The organism is Acidobacteriaceae bacterium, assembly GCA_035944135.1.
GTDB lineage: Bacteria > Acidobacteriota > Terriglobia > Terriglobales > Acidobacteriaceae > Granulicella.
The window spans coordinates 188,805-212,295 of record DASZBM010000008.1; the positions used below are offsets into that span (position 1 = coordinate 188,805).

Consider the following 23,491-nt stretch of genomic DNA (forward strand, 5'->3'; position numbering starts at 1 on the left):
GAAATCCTTGGCGAATCGGGAACGTCGATCGAAGGAACGGGCCTCTGCGGAGACGCCGATGAACGTGTCGGCGTCCGCTCCGGAGGATGTCCTCGATCTGTTTCATCCCGTAACTGCAGCCTGGTTCCGCGCGGTGTTTGAGGGGGCAACCGCTCCTCAGAGCGAAGGCTGGCCCGCGATTGCGCGTGGCGAATCCACACTGATTCTGGCGCCGACGGGAACGGGGAAGACGCTGACTGCATTTCTCTGGTGTCTTGACCGGCTGATGCTGCGCGAACAACCGGCGACGCCAGGTTGCCGCGTGTTGTACGTATCGCCGCTCAAGGCGCTCGCGGTGGATGTGGAGCGCAACCTGCGCTCGCCGCTTGCAGGCATTGCGAACATGGCGGAGCGCGAGGGCGTGCGCGTTCACCTGCCGGAGATTAGTGTGCGCACCGGCGACACGAGCCCACGGGAGCGCGCACGGTTCAAGAGGCATCCCGGCGAAATTCTTATCACCACTCCTGAGTCGTTGTACCTGATGTTGACCTCGAGTGCGAGTGAGGCGCTGCGTTCCATCGAGACGATCATCATCGATGAGATTCATGCGCTGGTGCCGACGAAACGTGGAGCGCATATGGCGCTTTCGCTTGAGAGACTGCAAACGCTTGTTGGGAGGCCGATACAGCGGATCGGTCTCAGCGCGACGCAGCGGCCGCTGGAGGAAGTTGCGCGATTCCTCGGTGGTGCCGATGCGGGTTTGGCAGGTCAGCAAACGAGCAAGTCAGCGAGTCAGCAACTTAGCGACGAATCCGTCACCCGAAAGCTGAGCGACGAGGATCGATCTGGGACCGAGATCGAGGGCGTGCGTTTTCGGCCCGTGACGATCGTGAACGCCGGTGCTCGCAAGCCGCTGGTGCTTTGCGTAGAGGTTCCGGTCGAAGACATGGCGAAGCTCGGCGAGGTTGAGGAACAGCCGAGCGGGCCGGCCGCGCAGGGACCGAAGCGAACGAGCATATGGCAGTCGATCCATCCGCGTCTGCTGGAGATTATTCGCAGTCGCACGTCGACGCTGCTGTTTGTGAACGCGCGACGTGTTGCGGAGCGGCTCGCAGGCGCGCTAAATGAGCTCGCAGGTGAACCGATCGCGCGCGCGCATCATGGCTCGCTGGCAGCGGCGCAGCGGAGTGAGATTGAAGAGATGCTGAAGGAGGGGCGCATCCGCGCACTCGTCTGTACGTCATCGCTCGAGCTCGGCATCGACATGGGCGCGGTGGACCTGGTCATCCAGATTGAAGCGCCGCCGAGTGTGGCGAGCGGGATGCAACGCATTGGGCGTGCGGGGCACCAGGTGGGCGCGCCGTCGCACGGAATCATCTTCCCGAAATATCGCGCGGACCTGATTGCGTGTGCGGCAGTGACGCAGGCGATGCACGAAGGGCACGTGGAGTCGACAAGATTTCTTCGCAATCCGCTCGACGTGCTCGCGCAGCAGATGGTCGCGACCGTGGCATATCCGCCACTGCCTGTTGGTGAAGCGGGACGCCTTCGAGGGCGCGGAGAGATTGAGTCAGAGTCGCCGGGAATTTCCTATGAGGCGCTGCTCTCGATTGTGCGCAGCTCGGCCCCGTTCGCTGGATTGAGTGCGGCGGTGTTTGACGGCGTGCTGGACATGTTGGCGGGCCGTTATCCGTCGGATGAGTTTGCGGAGCTGCGCCCACGTGTGACCTGGGATCGGCAGCGCAACTGGATCACACCGCGGCAGGGCGTGCAGCGCATCGCGATCCTGAATGGAGGGACGATTCCGGACCGTGGGCTGTATGGAGTCTTCCTCAGCGGAACGCATGCGAAGCCGGTGCGAGTGGGCGAGCTGGATGAGGAAATGGTGTTCGAGGCGCGCCAGGGCGAGACCTTTGTGCTCGGTGCATCCACGTGGCGGATCGATGAGATCACGCACGATCGGGTGCTCGTGAGCCCCGCGCCCGGCGAACCGGGCAAGATGCCGTTCTGGCATGGCGATCAGGCAGGGCGGCCGATCGAATTCGGCCGCCGCATCGGTGCGCTCGTGCGCGAGCTGCGTGAATTGCCGCGGGGTGCTGCCATCACGAAGCTCACGCGCGAGCACGATCTTGATCAGCAGGCTGCGGAAAACGTGTTGCGCTATCTCGCGGATCAGGAACTTGCTACAGAGCAGGTGCCGGATGATCGCACCATTGTGATAGAGCGTGTGCGCGATGAGTTAGGTGATTGGCGGGTTTGCTGTCTGACTCCGTTTGGCAGTCGCGTGCATGCGCCGTGGGCGATGGCAGCAACCGCGAAGGTTAAGGCTGCGGGGCTGGATGTTGAGACGATGTGGAGCGAGGACGGGTTCGTGCTGCGCTTCCCAGAGACGGACGAGCCACCTGAAGCCGATCTGCTGTTGCTGGATCCAGCGGAGGCGGCGGAGTTTGTGCAGCATCAGCTTGGATCGACGGCGCTGTTCGCGGCTAAGTTTCGGGAAGCTGCAAGCCGAGCGTTGCTTCTGCCTCGGCGCCGTGCCGATGGCCGTACACCATTGTGGCAGCAACGCAAGCGTGCGTACGACCTGTTGAGCGTCGCGGCGCGATATGCGAGCTTCCCGATTCTTCTAGAGGCGTATCGCGAATGCCTGCGGGATGTGTTCGACATGCCGGCGCTGTCGGAGACACTGCGCGCGATTGCGAACCGCAGCATTCGTGTCCACGTGGCGGACTCGCGGACGCCGTCGCCATTTGCAAGTGCGTTGTTGTTCAGTTACGTCGCGAACTACATCTATGACGGCGATGCGCCGCTGGCAGAGCGGCGGGCCCAGGCGCTGTCGATCGATCAGGAGCAATTACGTGAATTGCTCGGCGACGCTGACCTCCGCGAGCTGCTGGATGTGAATGCGATCGAGGAGACAGAGGAGCAGCTTCAGGCGATTGCGGACGGCTACAAGGCGCGCAATCTGGATGCCGTGCACGATCTGTTGCTGCGACTTGGAGATCTCACATCAGCGGAACTAGCTGCGCGGTGCGAGGGGGTGGATGCGGACGCAAGCGTGGCCCGTCTGCTGCGTGCCCGGCGAGTGCTGCAGGTGAGGATCGCAGCCGAACCCCGCTTGATCGCGATCGAAGACGCGGGCAGGGTGCGCGATGCGTTGGGGGTGCCGCTACCGCCAGGGCTGCCTGATGCCTTTACTGGAAAAATACCCGAGGCCTTGGTTGACATCGTTCGGCGCTATGCGCGCACGCATGGCCCGTTCACGACGGTCGAGGTGTCGAAACGCTACGGGCTCTCCACTGCCGGAATCGAGCCAATCTTGCAGAGGCTCGTGGGAATGGGTCGCATCGTCGAGGGCGGCTTTCGTCCGAGCGGCGTAAACCGTGAGTGGATCGATGTCGAAGTGTTGCGCACGATTCGCAGGCGGTCGCTTGCGCGGCTTCGCAAAGAAGTTGAGCCAGTTGAGCAGCGCACGCTGGCGAGGCTGTTTACGCGATGGCAGGGTGTGGTGCAGCCGCGCCGCGGACTCGACGCACTGCTGGATGTAATCGAGACTCTGCAAGGAGCGGCACTACCGGCGTCCCTGCTGGAAACTGAGATACTGCCCGCGCGGATTATCGGCTACCAGCGCTCGGATCTCGACACACTCATTGCCGCGGGTGAAGTGGTCTGGGTGGGGTTGGAGCCTTTGGGTGAACGCGATGGCCGCATCGGTTTGTATCTCGCGGATAAGGTCGCGCTGTTGTGGCCTCCCGATCGTGTGGTGATCAGCGGCGAAAAACAGAGCCCCGCGCTGAGCGATCGCGAACAGGCGGTCGTCGGATATCTCACACGGAACGGAGCCTCGTTCTTTCAACCATTGCATGAGGGAGTTGGTGGCGGATATCCGGGCGAGACGATTGATGCACTGTGGTCACTTGTGTGGCGCGGCCTCGTGACGAACGATGCAATGAATGCTCTGCGCGCCTACTGCGATAAGCCGCCGACGTCATCTCGAAGTACGAAGCAGACGCGACGCATCCACAATCAGCAAGGATTCCGCAGTCGCCGAACCACTCCTCCCAGCGCGCAAGGACGATGGAGCCTGAATACTGCTGCGTTTGCTGAGACCCGCACTTCGTCTGCCGAGCAGACTGTCTGGAGTCACGCCATCGCGCAACAATTGCTGGCACGATACGGAATCGTATTTCGCGAAACCGCGCACGCTGAAAATCTTCCCGGCGGCTTCAGCGCGATCTACGACGTTTTGAAAGCGCTGGAGGAGGGCGGGCGCATTCGTCGCGGCTACTTCGCGGCCGATCTCGGTGCGACGCAGTTTGCGCTTCCGGCTGCGATCGATCTACTGCGTTCGCTGCGTGCGCCCGTACAGGAAAAGCATGAGGTGGTGATGCTCGCCGCGACCGATCCTGCGAATCCTTATGGTGCACTGCTGCGCTGGCCGGCCGCGCCGGAAGAGGGATCGATGCTCACGCGGACGGTGGGAGCCCGCGTTGTGCTGGTCGATGGCGCGCTGACCGCATACCTTCGCCGGGGCAATCCAAACCTGCAGGTGCTCTTGCCGGAGGATGACCCCGCGCGTTCGCAGGTCGCACGCGTGCTCGCGGAGTTCCTCGCTGCGTATGTTCAGCGTGTGGACAACCCTGAAGGCCGCGGCCGCACGTCGATGCTTATCAGCAGCGTCAATGGCGTTCCTGTGGCCGAGCATCCGCTGTCCCGCTTCCTGCTCGATGCAGGCTTCCAAGCAGCGCCGCTCGGGTTCAACGTTCGGCGCGGTCTGCCGTCGTTGCCGGGCGCGACTGCTGAGACACGCAGCGATGCCTGAGGGCGATACCATCTTTCGTGCCGCCCGTGCACTGAACAAGGCACTCGGTGGCAGAGTGATCACGCAATTCGAGACGACACTCGCTCCGCTCGCATGTGTGAACGACGACAAACCGGTGGCAGGCCGCACGGTGGAGCGGGTGGAGGCACGCGGTAAGTGGTGCCTCATCTTCTTTTCCGGCGACCTCATTCTTCTCACGCACATGCGAATGTCGGGCTCATGGCACATCTACAAGACGGGCGAGCGATGGCAAGCTCCGCGCAGTGCGATGCGCGTTGTGATCACCTGCGGTGATGTGCAGGCGGTCGCATTCAACGTTCCGGTGGCGGAGTTTCACAGCGCGCGTTCGCTCGAGCGCAGCCCCGATGTGCCGAAGCTAGGAGTCGATGTGCTTAGCCGGGATTACAGCATAGATACAGCAGTGCATGCGCTACAGGAGTATCGCCGGTCCCACCCCGATGCCGAGATCGGAAATGTTCTGTTGAATCAGCGTGTACTCGCAGGCATTGGTAACGTCTACAAGTCCGAGATCGCATTTGCCACGGGCGTGAATCCGTTTCGCACGATGCAGACGATCAGCAACCGTGAACTTGAGCGCATCGCAGAAATCGCTGAACGTTATATGCAGGCAAACATCAGCGAAGACGTTGGCGAAGCGATCGTCACCTACACGGGCAATCGGCGAACAACACGCGCGATGGATCGGGGTGCTCGGCTGTGGGTTTATGGGCGGCACGGCCAGGAGTGCCGGCGCTGCGGAGCGGTCATCGAAATGCGGAGGCAGGGAACTGGTGCCCGCTCCAGCTACTGGTGCCCTTCGTGCCAGCCCTGGATTGATTCTGAAGCCAACACTACAGTCCCGAGTTAATCCTGCGGAGGCGCGGGCTGCTGCTGTTGGTCCTGCTGCTTGCCTTTGCCTATGCCGAACATCTTCTGGAAGAAGTTGCGGTGCTTCGTCCCGTCATCCGGTGCGTTCGGATTGCCTTGATTATCCGGGGTGGCGTCAGGATGGAACAACCTGTTCGCGAGCGTCTGAGAGTCCTCTCCCATCTGCGAGCATGTACCCTGCGGCGCCGTTCCGTTAAGGAACGCGATAGTCATGCTGTCACTCGGGCATGTTGCATCGGCCGGGAGGTCCGTCACGCGATCAATGCGCAGTGTCTCGATGCCGTCAGGTGCCGAGAACGACTTCATGTCGGAATACTGCGGCAGCTTGATTGCGCGATTCATGAACTCAGCCCAGATTGGCGCGGCCGCATCTGCTCCCTGCAGCGCGTGTGTCAAGCCGTGCGAGATGTCGGTGTAATCGTCATTGCCGACCCAGATGACGCACAGCAGATTCGAGGAGTAACCGGCGAACCACACATCGTGCGATGTGCCGGTCTTGCCTGCCGCTGGCGCGGTGAAGCCGGCCTTGCGCGCGGAAGAGCCGGTGCCGTAGGTCATCACGTTCTCAAGCAGCGATTGAGTAAGGTACGCGACGCGGGGATCCAGAACCTGCTTCGCCTCGGGCGCGTAGTCCGCGATGATGTCACCGTTCGGATTGCGCACACTGGACAGTAGCCAAGGCTTCAGGTGAACGCCGTTATTCGCGAACACCGTGTACGCCCCTGCCATGTCGAGCGGTGTCGCGCTGTAGGTTCCAATTGCCACTGACGGTGTTCCGCGCGCGTTGACGATGCCGGCCTGGCGCGCGAGCGAAGCGACATTGTCGAAGCCGACCATCTGCGCCAGGTTGATGGTTGCAATGTTCAGTGAATGCGCGATTGCCGTGACGGCCGTTACCATACCCGGATATTCGCCGCGCTCGAAGTTGCCTGGTGTATAAGCCTTCCCGTCATAGGTGAAGGTAGTCGGATCGTCGTTCAACCTGGTCAGTGCGGTGAACACGCCGTTGCCGTCGAGGTTGGTTCCGTTCAGCGAAGTGTTATATGCCGTTGCATAAACGAACGGCTTGAAGATAGAACCTGTAGGCCGCTCCGCCATTGCATGATCGAGCTGCGAAACACCATAGTTGCGGCCGCCAACCAGCGCGAGCACCTGACCGGTATGCGGGTCCAGCGCGACAAGCGCTACCTGCGGATAGGTGATCTCGTCACCCTTTTTGTGCAGCTTGCGTATTAGATCATCGACATGCTTCATCCCTGCTTCGACTGCGTCCGTCGCGGCGGCCTGTAGCGCGGGGTCGAGCGAGGTATAGATGCGCAGCGAGCCGGACCGTGCGACATCGGTGTCGCCAAGGCGCTGCAAAATCTGGTCGTGCACGAGGTCAACGAAGTAGGGGGCTTCGCTGCCGTCTACGTTTGGCGGCGCAAGGCCCAGTGGCTCGGCCTTCGCGCGCTCCGCCTGCGACGCGGTTATGGCGCCGGTCTCCACCATCGAGTCAAGCACCACGTTGCGGCGTTCCATCGCGCGGTCCGGATGCTTGTATGGAGAGAAGTAGTTTGGCCGCTGGATCATGCCGGCGAGCAGCGCGCACTCGGCCACATCGAGCTGACGAAGATCTTTGCCGAAATACGCCTGTGCAGCCTCACCGAACCCATTGATGGCAAAGCTGCCGCGCTGGCCGAGGTTGATCTCGTTCGCGTACATCTCGAAGATCTGCTGCTTAGTGAAGCGGGCCTCGAGCTGGTACGTGATCATGACCTCCGCAATCTTGCGTGAGACCTTCTTCTCAGGTGTGAGAAAGAACCCGCGCGCGAGTTGCTGGGTGAGGGTCGACCCGCCGCAGCTCATGTGGTGAGCGGTCAGGTCCTGTACGGCGCACTTGACGGTCCGAACGTAATTGATGCCGCCGTGCTCGAAAAAGCGCCGGTCTTCGATGGCAAGGACGGCCTGAACCATCATTGGAGGAATTTGGCTGTAGGTCACCATGCGGCGCTTCGTGCGACTGCTGCCCTCAGAAAGCGCGGTGATCAGTTGCGGCTCAAGCTTGTAACCGGCCAGCGGAGCGCCGTCCTCGGCGGTGATCGTCTTCACCACGCCATCTGTGGTCACGATGGTCGCGCCGTCCGCAGCGAGGTAGCTCTGAGCCCCCGGCTTCACCTGGATCGTCTCGCCTTCCAAACGGAAGGTGCCCATCTCAGGGTTGGTGTTGTAACCGGCCTTACGCAGGGACGCGGCGATCTCGTCTGCGGTGCGCTGTTGTCCCGGACGAACCTCCTGCGGTGCTGCGTAAATCTGCGCAACGGAGGCGAAGAGCGGTCCCTGCTTCAGGCGCTCGCTCACCATGCCCTGGTACTCGTGGTAGAAGTAGGCGAACACGCTGGCGGCCACCACGACCGCCGCGAGCACAAGAACGAGGACAATTCGCAGTAGCTTCCACCAGATCGAATGCTGTTGCGATTGGTCGATCTTTACTTTTACGGGCATCGGGTTCCAGTCTGGCAGGGGGCGCGTCGAGGATGTTAACTCTTGGACGCGGCCAGTAGTGATTGGATGTGCGCAGCGAGCGCCTCGATCGTTACGTCAGCCGAGGTATGCTGCAGTCGGTCAACGATCTCAACTTTGCCTTCGGCGAGCTTCTTGCCCACATTCACGCGGTACGGTATGCCGATCAACTCGGCGTCCTTGAACTTAACTCCGGCGCGCTCGTCACGATCATCCAGCAGAACGTCCACACCGGCGCGCGTCAGCTCTTCGGCAATCCGCTCACCGGCGGCCAGCAACTCTGTCTCGCGCACATTCGTGATGGTGATCACAACCTCAAACGGCGCGATGGAAGGAGGCAAAGCGTACTGGTCGGCAGAGTTAGCCGACGGCTCGGCATCCGGGAAGCGCTGTTTGAACGCTGCGGCGGAGCTCTCAATCGCTGCGGTCAGGATGCGCTCAATGCCGATGCCATAGCAGCCCATGATCGGCATCACCTCTTTACCATTTGCGTCGAGCACACGCGCGCCCATCGACTCGGAGTACTTATAGCCGAGTTTAAAGATATGCCCGATCTCGACCGCCTTGCCGATACGTAGCGGCTGGCCGCCCAACGCATCCAGCTCCCCTTCATTCACATTGCGAATGTCGGCCACGGCAGTCCAGGTGAAGTCGCGGCCCGGCGTCACGTTCTTGTAGTGATAGTCGAGCTTGTTCGCTCCAGCAACCAGGTTTTTCCGGTTCTGAAGTCCCAGATCGACGACAACGATTGTCCGCAGACCCTCGCTCGCGTTATCGCGAAGCACGCCTTTGAGCTTCTCCAGCGCTTTCCCGGACTTCAGGCCATTCAGCGAACCCTCAGTCATGATCTGCGCTATACCCACTGGTCCCAGATAGCCCGCCGGTCCGCCGATGTGCAGGGCGAGCTCCTCAGGCATCATCGGGCGCAGGTCAGCGGTCCCGGCGATCCCGTTCAGCTTCGTCTCATTCACCTGGTGATCGCCGCGCAAAAACGCAACAACGGGACGGAGCGGTTCGCCCGGCTTATGGTCGCGCCCCGCACCCATAAACGCCACGCACTTGATGTCCTGCGCAGCCGCAATGCCAAAGAACTCCGTCACATCCGCAATCGAAGCCTTGCCCGGCGTATGTACGAGTTCAGGCTTGTCGCTCGTCGCTTCAAGGTCGTTCACCCGCGGAAGCTGCGAAGTGGCCTTCTCGAGGTTGGCCGCGTACCCCGACGCCGAACTCGCAATCAGGTCCTCGCCGGCATCCGTGTAGACCATGAACTCCTGCGAGCCGGAACCACCCATTGCCCCCGAGTCGGCCTCAACTGCAACAAACTGCAGCCCGCAACGCGTGAAGATGGCGCGGTACGCGGCGTCATGCTTGTTGTAGCTCTCGTCCAGCCCCGCGGCGTCAAGATCAAAGGAGTACGAATCCTTCATGATGAACTGCCGCACCCGCAGCAGGCCCCCCTTGGGACGGGGTTCATCGCGGAACTTCGTCTGGATCTGGTACCAGATCTGCGGCAACTGCTTGTAGCTGCGCACCTCGTTGCGCGCGATTGAGGTGATGACTTCCTCGTGTGTCATGGCGAGGACGAGATCGGCCCCTTTGCGGTCCTTCAGCCGGAACATGTTCTGACCCATCACTGCGTCGCGGCCCGACTCCTGCCACAACTCGAGCGGGTTCAGCGCTGGCAGGTAAAACTCCTGCCCGATGCGGTCCATCTCCTCACGAACGATGGCGGTGATCTTGTTCAGCGCGCGTTGACCGAGGGGGAGATAGCTGTAGATGCCGGCCCCCAACTGGCGGATGTAACCCGCGCGGAGCAGGAGCTTGTGACTGGCGACCTCAGCGTCGGCCGGGGCCTCGCGCAGAGTAGGAATGAAGAGCTTGGACCAACGATGCATGTCTCCTTCGATTGTACCGAAGCGTCCGGATATCAACGATGACCAGAAGGCTGCAGAAAGCATCTAATTTTCAACCGGATGGCGCCCGGAGTGGCGCCACGTACGCTCAAAGAATTCGAGGAAAACGTGCAACATACGGATGGTCAAACGGCCTTGCTCCGCGGGACCGGCAATCACCTGTTCGATCGGTTGCCGGACGATGAATGGCGACAAATCGCCGAACTTCTGGAAGAGGTCGACCTGCCTTTGGGCATGAAGCTCACCGAGCCCGACGCTCCCGTGGACTTCGTCTACTTCCCAAGCTCCGGGTGCATCTCCACCGTCGCGACCACCTCCGCCGGTGAGTCCGTCGAGGTCTTTCTCGCCGGCAGGGAAGGCTTCTCCGGCGTCGCCGCTCTTTTTGACCTGCCCGAGATGGCCCACGGTGTCGTCGTGCAGGTCGCCGGCCGGGGATACCGCATGCGTGCGGCCGCGTTTCGCAATTTCGTGCAGTCCTGCCCCGGTTTCCGCAGTCTTGTCTATCGCGTGCTCTACATGCGCATGGTGCTGGCCGCGCAAAGCGTGCTCTGCAACCGTCTGCATGAGGTCGAGCAGCGCCTCGCCCGCTGGCTGCTCACGCTTTCCGACCGCGCCGAGTCCGACCAGGTGCTCGTCACCCAGGAGTACATGGCCGAAATGCTCGGCGCCCGCCGCTCCACCGTCACCGTCGCCGCGGGCGCCCTCCAGGACCGCGGCCTCATCACGTACTCGCGCGGCAAGATCACCATTCTCGACCGGCCTCGCACTATCGACGCCGCGTGCGAGTGCTACTCCATCGTCGCATCAGCCTATCGGCGAACCTGGGGGCAGGAGACTTCCTAGCTCTTCGACGATTCCGGCACGGCCCACAAGTCGTGCGTGTGCAGAACACCGAGCACCGCACTGCTCGCTGTGCCGTCCTCCGTCACCACCAGCGAGGTAATCCGGTGCCGCTCCATGATCTCCAGCGCCTCTGGCGCCAGCGGCTCCGGCGCAATGGTGCGCGGGGAGCGGTTCATCACCTCCGCCGCCGTCTTGCCGAACGCCCGCACGCCATCGCGCTCCAGCATGCGCCGCAGGTCGCCATCCGACAGTACGCCAAGCAGCCGCCCGTTCTCCTGCACGGTCGTCATACCCAGCCGCTTCGCGCTCATCTCATGCACAATCTGCGGCAGGCTCGCGTCCGGGCCAACCGTCGGAATCGCATCGCCCGTGTGCATAAGCTTCGCCACCGGCATCAGTCTGCGCCCAAGATTCCCGCCCGGATGCAGCTCCGCAAAGTCGTTCGCCCGGAAGCCGAGCCGCCGGCTGACATCCATAGCCAGGGCATCGCCGAGCGCCAGCATCGCTGTCGTGGACGCCGTCGGCGCAAGCTGATGCTGACACACTTCCTGGCCCACACTTACATCCAGCACATGCTTGCTCGCCTGCGCCAGCGTTGATCCAGCGCACCCGCACAGGCTCACCAGCGTCACGCCCAGTCGCGGCAACACCGGCAGCAGCCGCAGCAATTCCTCCGTCTCGCCAGAATACGAGAGCGCGACCACTACATCGCCGCGCGCCACTATGCCCAGGTCGCCATGCATCGCGTCGCTCGGATGTAGAAAGCATGCTGGCGTTCCCGTCGACACCATCGTCGCCGCAATCTTGCGCGCAATGAGTCCGCTCTTACCAACACCCGTAAGAATCGCGCGCCGGCCGCCGCGCGCGGCGTCCGTTAATAACGCTGCCACGAGCTCGAATGTCTCACCTGCACCGCCCTCCAGCCTCGCCGCGAGCTGTTCGAGCGCGGTCGCTTCGATGCGCACGAGTGCGGAGGGGCTTGGGTTGTCAGTTATTTGCGTCGCGTCGAGCTTCACTTTATCCATGGGCTGCAAACTGACGCTCATGCTAGCAGAGCCCGGCAGCCTCGCGGACGCCAGCGCATCGTCCAGCGTAGACTTGAAGCAGCGCAAAGCCGAAGGGGGAACTGATTTCGTGGGACGTAGACTGGCTGTGCTTGCAATCATGATCGCGCTGGTGGCCGTGCTCTTCTGGGCCGGCGTACACAACCTGCGCCACCGCCGCGCACTCGGCCAGATCCCGCACATCACGCTCATCCCCGCCTCACCCGCCGATGACAACTCCCCCGCACCCGAAGCCGAAGGCGCCGAACTCCGTGGCAAGGACGCGCCCACCTTCACGCTCACGGATCTCTCCGGCAAGAAAGTCTCGCTGGCAGATTTCAAAGGCCATCCCGTCGTCATCAACTTCTGGGCCACATGGTGCGGCCCCTGCAAACTGGAGATGCCGTGGTTTCAGGAGTTCTCCACGAAGTACAAGGGACAGGGACTTGAAGTGCTCGGCCTCTCGCAGGATGACGGCGCTTCGCGCCAGGACGTCGCCGACGCGGCAAAGAAGATCGGCGTCACTTACCCAATCCTCATGCCTGACGAGAAAGTTGCGAAAAAGTATGGCGGCGTCGATTATCTGCCCGAGACGTTTTATATCGACCGCGCCGGCAAAGTCGTGGACGTAACTGCAGGCGCGCCCAGCAAGGACCAGATGGAAGCGCTCATTCAGAAGGCCATCGCGGCAGGTGGTGCGTGAAGCGCACCTTCACAGCGAAGAAATTCGCTCTTGTCGGCACGGCTATAGCGGTTCCTCTCATCGCCGCCGCGCAAATTTCGCTTGGCGGCATCGATCGCGCGCCACAGGCGAAGAAGCAACACGTTGAGCTGCTGACCGACGCGCTCCAACTCACCGCGAACAAGCCGCAGGATATCGAACTGCGCTTCCGAGTCGAGCCCGGCTTTCACATCAACTCGCACACGCCCAAGGATGAGCTGCTGATCCCAACTATCCTCAAGCTCGATTCCGGCTCACTCCACATTGCCGACGAGCAGTATCCCCCAGGTCAGCACTTCCGCCTGCAGGTGGGCAGCGGCGAAGACCTTGACGTCTATCAGGGTGAGTTTCGTGTCATGATTCGCGTGGAGGCGCCGAAGGGCGCGACCACTCTCACCGGTACGCTGCGCTACCAGGCGTGTGACACGGCCGCATGCTTTCCGGCCAGGACGCTTCCGGTACAGATCGCGGTCGCTGCACGTTAGGCCCGGTGCTGCGAGAGCGATAGCGTGTTCCCATCCGGGTCCTTGAACCACGCAACCTTCGCTCCACTCGGCGAAGACCAGATACCCAGTTCGTCCTGCTCGAAAAAGCCATAGCGCAGCGGCTCAACCCCGCTCGCGACCAGCTTCTTCACGCTCGCGACGATATCGTCGACCTGCCATCCAAAGATTGTGTACGGCGCCGGCTGGAACTCCGGCGTGTTCACGACGCGCAGCATCAGGCCCGGCGGTTGCCCCGCGCGAAAGACAAGCGCAAAGTCATCCTCACTCTCGAACTGCAGCCCCAGCTTCCGCTCATAGAACTCTCGTGCGACGGCTGGATTGCGCGTCGGGATAAACGCGATCGGCTCATTTGTCCGCAGATTCATCGTTCGCTCCACGGCAACGGGTGAGCGCAGTCTACCGCTTCATCTTCTTCTGCGTCTCGATAAATCGACGCAAGCGATCAATGGATCGCGCCTTTCCAAAGACAATCAGCGAGTCCATCAGCGGCGGCGACTGAACGCTGCCCGTAATGATCGCGCGCAGCAGCATGAAGTTTTCCTTCACGCTCCAGGCCTTCTCCTCGCCCAGCCTCTTCATCGCCGACTCGATCGCCTCAGGCTCCCAGGCCGCGGCTTCGAGCGTCGCCAGAAGGTCGCCGGCGAACGCCACCGTCTCCTCCGGTGTGCGCTTCTTCGGAACCCAAACGGTTTCCGCCGGCATGACGTTGTCTTTGAAGAAGAAATCGGCCATGTCGCCAAACGCGCCCAGCGTGTCGATGCGCGTCTGCACCAGCGGAGCAATCGCCTTCAGATATGCGTCCGAAAACACAGTCGCGCGCATCGCTGCGAAGAACTCCTCTGCCGACAGGTTGCGCAGATACTCGCCGTTCATCCACCGCAGCTTCACGAGATCGAAGACCGGGCCCCCCAGCGAAATGCGCGAAAAGTCGAAACGCTCCAGCATGTCGTCAAGCGTGAAGAGGTCAGCCTGCTTGGTATCGAGGCCTTTGCTGACGATCTCCTGCTCGGTCGCATGCGGCATGCCGCCGCCCATAAGCCCAAGGAAGTTCAGCATCGCCTGCGGCAGAAATCCTGCCTCGCGGTAGTAGTTCAGCGAAACAGGATTTTTGCGCTTTGAGATCTTGCTCTTGTCCGCGTTACGCAGCAGCGGCATGTGCCAGAAGCGCGGCAGCTCCCATCCGAACGCCTTATAGAGCAGCACGTGCTTCGGCGTCGATGAGATCCATTCCTCCGCTCGGATCACATCGCTGATGCCCATCAGGTGGTCGTCTACAACGTTTGCGAGATGGTACGTCGGAAACCCATCGGACTTGAGCAGAACCTGATCATCAACGTTGAAGTGATCGAACGTAATCTCGCCGCGCAGCTCATCGCGAAAGCTCGTTGAGCCCTCGAGCGGAACCTTCAGCCGAACAGTGAACGGTTTGCCCGCAGCGACGTTCGCATCAATTTCATCCTGCGAAAGATTGCGCGAGCGCCCGCCATACTTCGGCGGCTGCTTGGCCGCAAGCTGCGCCTTGCGCTCGGCATCGAGCTCCTCGGGCGTCTCAAATGCACGGTAAGCATGGCCGCTCTCGACCAGTTTGTCGCAGTATTCACGATAAATTTCGGTGCGCTCAGATTGGCGATAAGGACCATACGGTCCGCCGACGTCCGGTCCCTCGTGCCAGCTCAGGCCGAGCCAGCGCAGGGCGTCGAAGATCATCTGCTCGGAGGTGGGAACGAACCTGGTGCGGTCCGTGTCCTCGATGCGCAGCACAAACTTGCCGCCTCGTTGCGCGGCAAAGAGATAGTTCAACAGTCCGATGTAGGCGGTGCCGACGTGTGGGTCGCCGGTAGGGGAAGGGGCGATGCGGACGCGGACAGGGCGGGACGTGGCAGGCGATGCGGCGGAGGAAGTCTCAGTCATTGGAACAACTTCAATGGTACTAGAGCTTCTTCCGCCGCCCGGTGTGGACTAGAGCTGCGATGGAGGCGTAGGCGGCGCGGGAGGGTATGGCGGAGGATAATTCGGCGGCAACGTGCCATATTGCGGTGGCGCCGGAACAACGTTCCACTGCGCGAAAGCAAGAATGCAGAGGTCTACGATCAGGCCGATGGGCCAGAGAATGACGAGCAGCGAAAGAGGTCCCGCCATACCCGCCTTCGTGAAGATTCGCCAGAACAAAAAGATGATGAACGCCAGGCAGATCAGGGCGATGAACATGAAAACCCCGATCATCCCTGCGAACGCGGCGCCTAGATGCTGTGCCTGATATTGGTCCATGGAATTGCCTCCTGGGATTGCACCCAATGTATCCGAGAACCGCGAGCCTAACCAAGAGATTTCAGCGATTTACTAAGTAAGGTCGTCGGGGTCGAACGCCGGACGCTTGCGGCCGAGCGCGGTCAGGTCGTGGGGCTCTTCGAGCAACGAGCTGACCACACCGTCGATCTCAGCCTCATCGGGCGCTTCTGCAGAAACTGCGATCAGTTTGTCTTCCGCAGGAAGCTCGATGGATTCGAGAAGAACGACGACGTGGCAGACGGCGGTGGAGTCCTGGAGGAGGCCTTCGGGGGTCTTGCCCTTGATGCTCACCCGCTTGATGTCGAGCGAGAGCAGGTCGGCGACGCGCTCACGGAGCTCAGCCGCGATGGGAACGATCTTCGGCCGATGCATCACGAGCACGCAGTCGATGTTGACGATCTTATAGCCGGCGAGCGCGACCTCCTCAATGGCGGTCTGGAGGAAGACAGTGGAATCGGCTCCTTTCCACTTCGGGTCGCTCGGCGGAAAAAATGTTCCGATGTCGCCGGCGGCGACGGCGCCCAGAAGGGCGTCGGTGATGGCGTGGAGAAGGAGGTCGCCGTCGGAGTGGCCCGCGAGGCCTTCGGGGTGGTCGATCCTTAGGCCGCCGATGACCAGCGGAACTCCGGCCTTGAAGGCGTGTGAGTCAAAGCCGAGACCGATGCGCATCGACATTCTGACTATCGTAAATCGAAGTTTTGGGGTGGTACCCCTCCCCCCGTACTTTTTTGTGCAAAGTCTTCGAAAAAGAGACTTTAGGTCTGGACTTTATGGCTGCCTGATCTGAAGCCGCAACCCGGCGCAAGGGTTCTCCGCGCTTTTATGCGTCGGGGTTTGTCAAGTGGTCGAACGGTTATTGAACGACCAGGGTTATGGCTTCTGTCGCCTGGTTTGAGGAGGCATCGGAAGCCGTTAGCTGGATCGTGTAGGTGCCCGGTGCGACCTTTAGCGGTTGCGGGGTTGTCGTTCCCGAACCTCCGCCACCGCTGCATCCGGAAATGGCGGTGGCAAACAGGAGCGTTCCGAAGCAGACCAGGGCTGCAGCTCGTTTTCGATTCCGCTTGAACGGGATCACAAGGAGAAGTCCGAGGACTGTTCCCCATTCACCTGTGTGCAGCAGAGCGGCGGTCTGGGTGGTTTCAGTAGAGATGGAGAGCGTGAAATTTGTTGGAGTGCCGCTGGTAAGAGAGAGGTTGGCAGGAGTGAAGCCGCACGAGGCGTTCGCCGGAAGGCCAGTGCAGGACATGTTCACTGTGCCGGTATACCCTCCGGCGGTAGTGATGGAGAGTGCGTAGTTTGCCGTGACGCCAGCGGTAACCGTGTTACTCGTGCTCCCGGCGGTTTGGGTGCCGATGGAGAATGGCGTCTTCGGGGATGTCCCAGAGAGGCTCACCTGCTGCAAAGGTAGATTCGAACTGTTTTCAACGAGGACTGTGGCGGACGTTGTACCTGTCGCCGATGGTTTGAAAGCAACGCTGAATGTGCAGGAGGTATTGGGAGCGAGCGAATAGCCACACGTGTAGGTGAGCGGAAAGATCGGTTCATCGGCCGAGATCTGTCCGAAGCCGATGCCGTTGAGAGTGGCATTTCCTGTATTCGAGATCGTGATGGTCTGAGCGGCGGATGTCGTGCCAACCAGTTGGGGGCCGAAGGTGAGGGAGGTGGCCGAGAGTGTCATCACCGGTGCCGTCGTTCCGGTGCCTGTAAGTGGCAGCACTGCGGGAATGGGCGAGTTTGAAGCGATGGTCAGGGTAGAGGATTGATTGCCCGAAACAGACGGCGCAAAATGCACCGAAACCGTGCAGCTCTGGCCGACGGCCAGATTCTGGAGGCATCCATTCTCGGCTGAAGGAATGGAGAAGTCCCCTGAAGGGGTCGTGATGTTGGTGATGGATAGCGGCTGCGCACCGCAGCTGGTGATTGTCAGCTGTCTCTCAGTAGAACTGCCAACCGGGGCAGTCAGGTTGAAGGCGTAGTTGGGATTGAGGCACAGGCCGGCCGAGGAGACTGCGGGATCGATCAGAGCGACATAGGCGTAGGTGGATGAGGTGTATCCGGCGCCGGGAACAGGAACCGAACCGGCGTAGGCGCCGCTGGTTGTGTACATGCCATACTGGGCTGCTCCTGAGACGTGCACGCGCAGGTTCGGATCGATGGCCACGCTGCTTGCATATCCGGCGGCCGGGCCACCCAGAAAAGTTGAGAACTCCAGGTTCTGTCCGGTCGGATCGAATTCACTTACGACTGACATGGGTGATGCCATGATCGATTGCAGCGGCAGCTTAAGCGGAAACTGCGCGTCACTGGTCTGCGACGCCAGCCAGATGTTGCCGCTGGAGTCGATCGCCATTCCATTCACAGTGCATGTTGCGCAGACCATGGTGGAGTAGACTAGGGCGGATCCGCTCGCATTGAGCTCGGTCAGAAACGAAGAAGAGCCGCTTCCGTTGTTCGCCAGGTAGGCGTTGCTCGTCGTGGGGTACGTCTTTCCTGCGTCGTCACCCGTGATGAATACATTTCCGTTGCCGAGCACGGAAAGGCCCTTCACAACGTAGGCGTAGTCCAGGTAGGTGGAATAGAGGACACTCTTCGCATCCGGTGCAACTTTGATGACGAAGGGAGTCGCGTACGGCTGCGATCCTGCGATCGTGCTGAGATAGGCGCCGCTTGTGATGGGCCAAAGTGTGCCGGCCTGTCCGGCGACGTATGCGTCGCCAGCGGCATCGACGGCGATGGCGCTTGCGCCGATCGGTCCTCCGCCTCCGTTTTGCGGGTCAGCGGTTCCGAGCACCGCGCTGTAGACAAGAGCGCCGGCGGGGCTGAATTTGGCCAGATAAACGTCGAAGCTGTTGTAAGAAGAGTTGCCCGTGACGGCATGGTTCAGAGCTCCGGATGAGATGAAAAATCCGCCCCCGGTCTCTCCAGTTACGTAGGCATTGCCGGTGCTGTCCAAGGCGACGGCGGTCGCATACGTCATCGCGCTCTGCGTGGCCGCCGGCCCGCTGCTCAGCAGGGTGCCGTAGTTCAGCGAAGAGCCATCTGGCGAGAGCGAGACGAGAAATCCCACGTAGTTGTTGTTCTGAGGCAGAATCGGCTGGCCTGACTTGGTGGGGAAGTCCGTCGCGCCGGTCCAACCCGAAACGATGGCATCTCCGCTTGCATCCACCGCAATGCCGGTGGGCTGGGCAAAGCTGTTGCCGCCGAGCACGGTGGAATAGATCAGCTTTGAGCCATCGGAACTGAGTTTGCTGATAAAGGTGACACCGTTGTTCGCCGTGCACGTGGCGCAACTGGAAAATGCACCACTGGTGACTGGGAACCCAAGCGAGCCCGTGCCTGTCACATAACTGTTGCCATTCGCATCCGTCGCGATTGCGAGTCCGTCCGATCCCAAAGGAGACAGATAGGTTGAGAAGTCGAGTACCGGATCGATGACCAGGTCGAAACGTGGATCGTAGTGTGCGACCGTGAAGCCGATGGAGCCGTCGGACTGCAAGTGAAATGCTCCGTCGCGAGGCTGCTTTTGACCGTTTACGTTTTGATAGATAGAAGGCGCGTCCATGCGCAGTGACATGCCGGCGAGGGTCATCGTGAGCGCGCCGTCGCTCTCGATGTGAGCCTGCGAGTTCGCCGGGAGACGCATACGGATCTGCCGGTAATCCGCACCGGGCTTCACGATGAAGTCATGCTCGAGGTGGCTTCCGTTGCCATAGAAGACAGCGTCGATGTCTTTGTACAAGCCGAGATAGACGACCCTGGCGTAGTTTGCGACGTGAGTGCGCCACAGCGCCGGATCACTTCCGAGCAGGTAATTGGTCTGACTCTGCGCACGGTCAACAGCGCTGGGTGGGGTCGGTTGAGCGCCATCGAAGGTGATTGCGAACGGGCCGGGCTGGTGACCGGTGTAGATCTCGATTGCCGAAGGTCGAAAGGCGACGGTCCCGCCAGCCACGCGGCCGATGATGGCGACGGAACTGTCTTGTGCGGCAGGTGCAGGCTCGAAGACGATGGGCAGATTGCTGCCGACGATCTTTGCGTTTGATCGTGCGGGAACCTGAGCTGTGAGAGGGACGAATGAACCGAGAAGAAAGCCAGCAAAGAAGATCGAACGCCTTACGCCCAAAGCACACCCCATGGCCCGGATAACGAAGATTTAAATAAGTGAACTTCGCCGGGGAGTATAGCCGAGAGAGGACAGGTTCGAACGTGAAAATTGTGTGGGGAGGACTGAGGCCAATTGTGGGTAGACCCTCCCCTTCAGGCATCTCGCCCGGATTGCAATTATTTCGGGAGGTTGTGAGAGTTCGCGGCGCTGGCTGAGGCTACGGCGAATGAGACCAAAGGGTGATCGAGCTTCTCGAGCGTAGCGATTTTGGCCGCGATCTGCTGAGCCTTGCCCTGCTGTTTTGTGGCGAGCAAAAACACCTTGTATTGCCGCAGGGTTCCGAGGTAGGCCGGATGGCTCCAACTGATCTCGCTGGAAAGTTTCTGTACGCCGCGGTCCATCAATATGTCCCCCTGGGTTGCATCGCCGGTCTTCCACAAGGTCTGGCCGAGCGTGAATTCGATGTAGCCAACGGGAATACTGTCATCCGGATAGTTTTCGTGCGCGATGCGAAGCGCTCCCTGGAGAGCGGCCAGCGCGGTCTGGCTCGCACCCGAGGCGGATTGAATCAGCGAGAGATCGACTAACGCGTTCATCTTCTCTTCGGGAGTCGCGACGGATACGCCTGCGTGGTCACCGTATTCAGGGACGAGGAGATTGACGGCGGTCTGTGCTTCAGCCTGAGCGGGGCGCAGCGCGTTCTCGCCCAGCAGGATCATCGCCATATGCATGTGGCTGACTCCTGCGCCGAGTTTGTCGTGCTGATATTCGCGGATGGCGAGGGCATGACGTTCAATGGGCTCAGCTTCCGATGGCCGGCCGCTCGCGATGTACATGGTGGCCATGTGATCGAAGACGTCCGCGACGGTGAGCGGGTCGGGCGCTCGCAAGAGAGCGATGGTCTGACGATAGGCGTCCTCGGATTGACGGTAGCTTCCAGCATCCTCAAGGAGAACCGCGAGTTTCAGCCATGCCTGCCAGTCCTTGCTGGCCGCGGATGCCACGATGGTCTCTTGTGCGGCGATCTCGGCGGGCAAGGTGCGCGGGTCAATTTGTGCATATTGGGCGAAGGTTCTGGTGCTAGCAATCAGGATGAAGAGGGCAACGGTCAGGATTATCGAAGAGCGCATACGTTCTCACCTCGTGGCAAGAAGATAGGCGGAAGGTGCAGCTCCGACCTATGCGAAAGGGTCCGCGAGAAATTTGTTGGGGTGAATGGTCAGAGGCGCGAGGTGAATCGTAATCGCGAATTTTTGAGATGGAGAATCACGTGGCGGTGTGATCGCTGCACGCACTAGACTGCGGTCTCAGAGATGTATGCAAGGATCGTCGTCATTTCCGGGTGCGGCGTTTGGTCCGCGGGTGACTTCCCGCCAACGCTATCTGCGACAGCTTGCATTCTCCGTGCTCTGCTGGAGCGGGCTCATCATCCTTGAGGCGAGCCAGGTCTTCGCGGCGGATGTTCCGTTGGGAAGGCAGCTGCCGTTTGTGCATTATCTCGCGTGGGCAGCGTTCAACTGGTTTGTCATGGTCCCGCTGACTCCGCTGATCTATCAGCTTGGGGAGCATTACCCGATTGTCGGGCCGAAGTGGACGACGCACCTCATCAAGCCTCACGCCTTCGGCTTTTTTGTCTGCCTGGGTGCGCAAGCCCTGGGAAGGGGATGCGCCGGGTGGATCTATACACGCCATCACGAACTGCCCGCTACGTTCATCGGTCTGGTGAGCCAGTGGATAGCGATGCGCGGGATTTTCGCGGTGATTGCGTACCTGACGATCATTCTGATAGCGGGACGGGTGCAGCTTCGCGAGCAAGCTCGACAACGCGAGGTTCACCGGGCCCAGGTTGAAGCATCCCTGGCTTCCGCCGACCTCGAAAAGCTGCGCATCCAGTTGCAGCCGCATTTTCTCTTCAACACGCTTCAGGCCGCGATAACGCTGGTTCAGCAGGACCCGCAGGCTGCGGAGGATGTTCTTCTCCGCCTCAGTCAATTGCTGCGTGTGGCTCTGGATGAAATGGAAGCGAAGGAAATTCCACTTTCCCGGGAGCTGGAGATTCTGGATCTGTATGTCGGTATTCAGCGACGCCGTTTCGGTGAGCGTCTTGCGGTAGAGGTTCACGCGGATGCTGCGGTGCTGAATTATTCGGTGCCGCCGCTGATCCTGCAGCCGCTTGTCGAAAATGCCATTCGGCACGGCATCGGCAAACGCAAAGGACAGGATTGCGTCGAGATCTTTGCGCGCCGGCATGAGGATGATCTGCAGATTGAAGTGTGGAACCGGAACAGCATCGTGGAGGAGTCGCAGACACCGCTGGACCAGCGCGGCGTCGGCCTGAGAAATACGAGGGCGAGGCTGGAGTATAGCTATGGATCGGGCGCGTCGCTTACGTTTCGTCCGCTGAGTCCCGGAGGAGCGGTTGTCCTGATCGTCATCCCTCTGCATTCCGGCGTGCCGGCAGCGACCAGCGTTCCATCGAGGGCTGCAGTATGACGATGCGGGCCTTGATCGTGGATGACGAGGCGCTGGCGCGGGCCGCGCTATCGCGCCTGCTGAAGCGAGATGGTGGAATCACGATTGTCGGTGAATGCGAGGACGGAGAATCGGCGGTGCGGTCGATCCGGCAGATGAAACCCGACGTAGTGTTTCTCGATGTCCAGATGCCCGAGATGGACGGGTTTCAGGTTATCGAATGCATTGGAGTGGAAGAGATGCCGACGACGATCTTCGTTACGGCATATGACAAGTACGCGATGCGCGCGTTTGACGCGAATGCAGTGGATTACCTGTTGAAGCCATTTGTGCCGGATCGACTGTCGCGCGCACTGGCGCGGGCACGGGATGGCTGGCAGAACCGGCAGGACAAAGATGCGGCCAAGAGGCTGTTCGCTCTGCTGGAGAATCGTTATGCGTCAGATTATGTACGGCGCCTCGCTGTGGCTTCGAGCGGAAGGATTGTGTTTGTCGCCGTGGAGGAGATTGATTGGATTGGAGCGGAGGACAACTACGCGAGATTGCATGTGGGGCGCCGCGTGTATGAGGTCCGCGAGACGCTGCAGGCACTGATGGAGAAGCTGGACCCGGGCGAGTTCATTCGCATTCACCGGTCAACAATTGTGAATGTGCGACGAATCCGGGAGGTGCAGCCGTGGTTTCAGGGCAGCCACATCATCGTTCTGCAGAGCGGCGAGGAACTGCGGATGTCGCGCTATCAGAAAGAGGCGGTCGAGCGGCTGCTGGGAAAACGAGCGAGTCACGCGCGTTGAGAGCGCTAGAGCGGCCTGCGGCCGATATGAAAGACGTACGCGACTCCGATGGTCCCTGTCTCCGAGTAGACGTGACCGGAGGTTGTGACTGGGCTCGAGTAGCGCTGCATCTGCAGGTCCAGCTTCAGCGCGAGGTGGCCGGTGGCGAAGACGTCGGTACCGCCGCCGAGCGAAAAGACGTTTGAAGATGACAGCGTATAGAAGACGAGCTTGCCGGGGACCTGGTAGCCACCGTTCGCGTAGGTGGTCTCCCCGCGGCCGGCAAGGAAGTCGGCGTAGGGGCGGAATCGGCGGAAGGGTCTCGAGATCTTGAGGCCGGCAAGGTTGGTCTTGAGGCTGTCGACCTGGCCTTTGGCGATGGCGTAGGTGCCGCGGTACTCGATGGCTGGGTGCAGGATGTGGTCGGGGAGGAAGTCGAAATCGACGCCGGCGGTGAGGCTGACGTTGCGGCCTGCATCGAGGCCGGTCTCGACGCCGGTGATGCCGGCGAAGACGGATGGAGTGATGCGCCTGCTGGCCGTGGAGCCTCCCTGCGCGGCTGCATGAAGAGGGGCTGCGAGCGCGCAGAGAGTGAACAGGATGAGTAAGCGTGAGGCGCGAGGCAAGTCCATTCC

The 23,491-nt window shown here is 61.0% G+C and carries 17 protein-coding genes; 7 read left to right on the plus strand and 10 right to left on the minus strand.

Annotated elements, in window-relative coordinates; all coding sequences use genetic code 11:
* The first annotated feature begins 58 nt into the window (after window positions 1-58).
* Both VGU25_13405 and VGU25_13410 read left to right on the plus strand, forming a co-directional pair.
* Window positions 59-4,801, plus strand: a complete 4,743-nt coding sequence (locus tag VGU25_13405; protein HEV2578199.1) for a DEAD/DEAH box helicase — start codon at window positions 59-61, stop codon at window positions 4,799-4,801.
* Window positions 4,794-5,669, plus strand: coding sequence for a DNA-formamidopyrimidine glycosylase family protein (locus VGU25_13410; protein HEV2578200.1), 876 nt, complete (start codon window positions 4,794-4,796; stop codon window positions 5,667-5,669). Before VGU25_13405 ends, VGU25_13410 begins: the two co-directional genes overlap by 8 nt.
* On the opposite strand, the gene VGU25_13415 is transcribed toward VGU25_13410, so the two are convergent.
* Both VGU25_13415 and VGU25_13420 read right to left on the minus strand, forming a co-directional pair.
* Window positions 5,666-8,173, minus strand: coding sequence for a transglycosylase domain-containing protein (locus VGU25_13415; protein ID HEV2578201.1), 2,508 nt, complete (start codon window positions 8,171-8,173; stop codon window positions 5,666-5,668). The two genes, VGU25_13410 and VGU25_13415, sit on opposite strands and share 4 nt — an antisense overlap.
* Before the next feature lie 35 nt (window positions 8,174-8,208).
* Window positions 8,209-10,086: a proline--tRNA ligase gene (locus tag VGU25_13420; GenBank protein HEV2578202.1), complete on the minus strand. Its 1,878-nt coding sequence runs from the start codon at window positions 10,084-10,086 to the stop codon at window positions 8,209-8,211.
* A 90-nt stretch (window positions 10,087-10,176) separates the two neighbouring features.
* On the opposite strand from VGU25_13420, the gene VGU25_13425 reads away from it, so the two are divergent.
* The gene (locus VGU25_13425) at window positions 10,177-10,947 is read left to right on the plus strand and encodes a Crp/Fnr family transcriptional regulator (GenBank protein ID HEV2578203.1); all 771 of its coding nucleotides are present in this window, start codon (window positions 10,177-10,179) and stop codon (window positions 10,945-10,947) included.
* Here the strand turns inward: VGU25_13425 and VGU25_13430 are convergent.
* Complete coding sequence (locus VGU25_13430) at window positions 10,944-11,993, minus strand: KpsF/GutQ family sugar-phosphate isomerase (protein ID HEV2578204.1); 1,050 nt, start codon at window positions 11,991-11,993, stop codon at window positions 10,944-10,946. The genes VGU25_13425 and VGU25_13430 overlap by 4 nt on opposite strands.
* Before the next feature lie 88 nt (window positions 11,994-12,081).
* Here VGU25_13430 and VGU25_13435 point away from each other — a divergent pair, with 88 nt between their 5' ends.
* Window positions 12,082-12,693 carry a redoxin domain-containing protein gene (locus VGU25_13435; GenBank protein HEV2578205.1) on the plus strand — a complete coding sequence of 204 codons (612 nt, stop codon included), beginning with the start codon at window positions 12,082-12,084 and terminating at the stop codon, window positions 12,691-12,693.
* Window positions 12,690-13,196: a protein-disulfide reductase DsbD domain-containing protein gene (locus tag VGU25_13440; GenBank protein HEV2578206.1), complete on the plus strand. Its 507-nt coding sequence runs from the start codon at window positions 12,690-12,692 to the stop codon at window positions 13,194-13,196. The genes VGU25_13435 and VGU25_13440 overlap by 4 nt, the downstream gene beginning before the upstream one ends.
* On the opposite strand, the gene VGU25_13445 is transcribed toward VGU25_13440, so the two are convergent.
* From VGU25_13445 to VGU25_13470, 6 genes are all read right to left on the minus strand, one after another.
* Window positions 13,193-13,582 carry a VOC family protein gene (locus VGU25_13445; protein ID HEV2578207.1) on the minus strand — a complete coding sequence of 130 codons (390 nt, stop codon included), beginning with the start codon at window positions 13,580-13,582 and terminating at the stop codon, window positions 13,193-13,195. The two genes, VGU25_13440 and VGU25_13445, sit on opposite strands and share 4 nt — an antisense overlap.
* Window positions 13,583-13,613: 31 nt before the next feature.
* Window positions 13,614-15,128, minus strand: coding sequence for a glutamate--tRNA ligase (gene gltX, locus VGU25_13450; GenBank protein ID HEV2578208.1), 1,515 nt, complete (start codon window positions 15,126-15,128; stop codon window positions 13,614-13,616).
* A 48-nt stretch (window positions 15,129-15,176) separates the two neighbouring features.
* Entirely contained in the window at window positions 15,177-15,485 is a 309-nt protein-coding gene (locus VGU25_13455; GenBank protein HEV2578209.1) for a hypothetical protein, read from the minus strand.
* A 72-nt stretch (window positions 15,486-15,557) separates the two neighbouring features.
* On the minus strand, window positions 15,558-16,181 hold the full coding sequence (gene ispF, locus VGU25_13460; GenBank protein HEV2578210.1) for a 2-C-methyl-D-erythritol 2,4-cyclodiphosphate synthase: 624 nt from the start codon (window positions 16,179-16,181) through the stop codon (window positions 15,558-15,560).
* 178 nt (window positions 16,182-16,359) lie between these two features.
* Window positions 16,360-19,629, minus strand: a complete 3,270-nt coding sequence (locus tag VGU25_13465) for a choice-of-anchor D domain-containing protein (protein HEV2578211.1) — start codon at window positions 19,627-19,629, stop codon at window positions 16,360-16,362.
* Window positions 19,630-19,787: 158 nt separating this feature from the next.
* Complete coding sequence (locus VGU25_13470; GenBank protein ID HEV2578212.1) at window positions 19,788-20,741, minus strand: tetratricopeptide repeat protein; 954 nt, start codon at window positions 20,739-20,741, stop codon at window positions 19,788-19,790.
* A gap of 187 nt (window positions 20,742-20,928) precedes the next feature.
* On the opposite strand from VGU25_13470, the gene VGU25_13475 reads away from it, so the two are divergent.
* Together VGU25_13475 and VGU25_13480 are read left to right on the plus strand one after the other, a co-directional pair.
* Complete coding sequence (locus VGU25_13475; GenBank protein HEV2578213.1) at window positions 20,929-22,104, plus strand: histidine kinase; 1,176 nt, start codon at window positions 20,929-20,931, stop codon at window positions 22,102-22,104.
* A gap of 2 nt (window positions 22,105-22,106) precedes the next feature.
* Window positions 22,107-22,877 carry a LytTR family DNA-binding domain-containing protein gene (locus VGU25_13480; protein HEV2578214.1) on the plus strand — a complete coding sequence of 257 codons (771 nt, stop codon included), beginning with the start codon at window positions 22,107-22,109 and terminating at the stop codon, window positions 22,875-22,877.
* A 5-nt stretch (window positions 22,878-22,882) separates the two neighbouring features.
* On the opposite strand, the gene VGU25_13485 is transcribed toward VGU25_13480, so the two are convergent.
* The gene (locus VGU25_13485) at window positions 22,883-23,482 is read right to left on the minus strand and encodes a hypothetical protein (GenBank protein ID HEV2578215.1); all 600 of its coding nucleotides are present in this window, start codon (window positions 23,480-23,482) and stop codon (window positions 22,883-22,885) included.
* Window positions 23,483-23,491: the final 9 nt, after the last annotated feature.

Bases quoted from the DNA above. Each gene is read 5' to 3' on its own strand.
- VGU25_13405 (HEV2578199.1), top strand. From the start codon at position 59: ATGAACGTGTCGGCGTCCGCTCCGGAGGATGTCCTCGATCTGTTTCAT.
- VGU25_13410 (HEV2578200.1), top strand. From the start codon at position 4,794: ATGCCTGAGGGCGATACCATCTTTCGTGCCGCCCGTGCACTGAACAAG.
- VGU25_13415 (HEV2578201.1), bottom strand. From the start codon at position 8,173: ATGCCCGTAAAAGTAAAGATCGACCAATCGCAACAGCATTCGATCTGG.
- VGU25_13420 (HEV2578202.1), bottom strand. From the start codon at position 10,086: ATGCATCGTTGGTCCAAGCTCTTCATTCCTACTCTGCGCGAGGCCCCG.
- VGU25_13430 (HEV2578204.1), bottom strand. From the start codon at position 11,993: ATGAGCGTCAGTTTGCAGCCCATGGATAAAGTGAAGCTCGACGCGACG.
- VGU25_13445 (HEV2578207.1), bottom strand. From the start codon at position 13,582: ATGAATCTGCGGACAAATGAGCCGATCGCGTTTATCCCGACGCGCAAT.
- gltX (HEV2578208.1), bottom strand. From the start codon at position 15,128: ATGACTGAGACTTCCTCCGCCGCATCGCCTGCCACGTCCCGCCCTGTC.
- VGU25_13455 (HEV2578209.1), bottom strand. From the start codon at position 15,485: ATGGACCAATATCAGGCACAGCATCTAGGCGCCGCGTTCGCAGGGATG.
- ispF (HEV2578210.1), bottom strand. From the start codon at position 16,181: ATGTCGATGCGCATCGGTCTCGGCTTTGACTCACACGCCTTCAAGGCC.
- VGU25_13470 (HEV2578212.1), bottom strand. From the start codon at position 20,741: ATGCGCTCTTCGATAATCCTGACCGTTGCCCTCTTCATCCTGATTGCT.
- VGU25_13475 (HEV2578213.1), top strand. From the start codon at position 20,929: ATGCAAGGATCGTCGTCATTTCCGGGTGCGGCGTTTGGTCCGCGGGTG.
- VGU25_13480 (HEV2578214.1), top strand. From the start codon at position 22,107: ATGCGGGCCTTGATCGTGGATGACGAGGCGCTGGCGCGGGCCGCGCTA.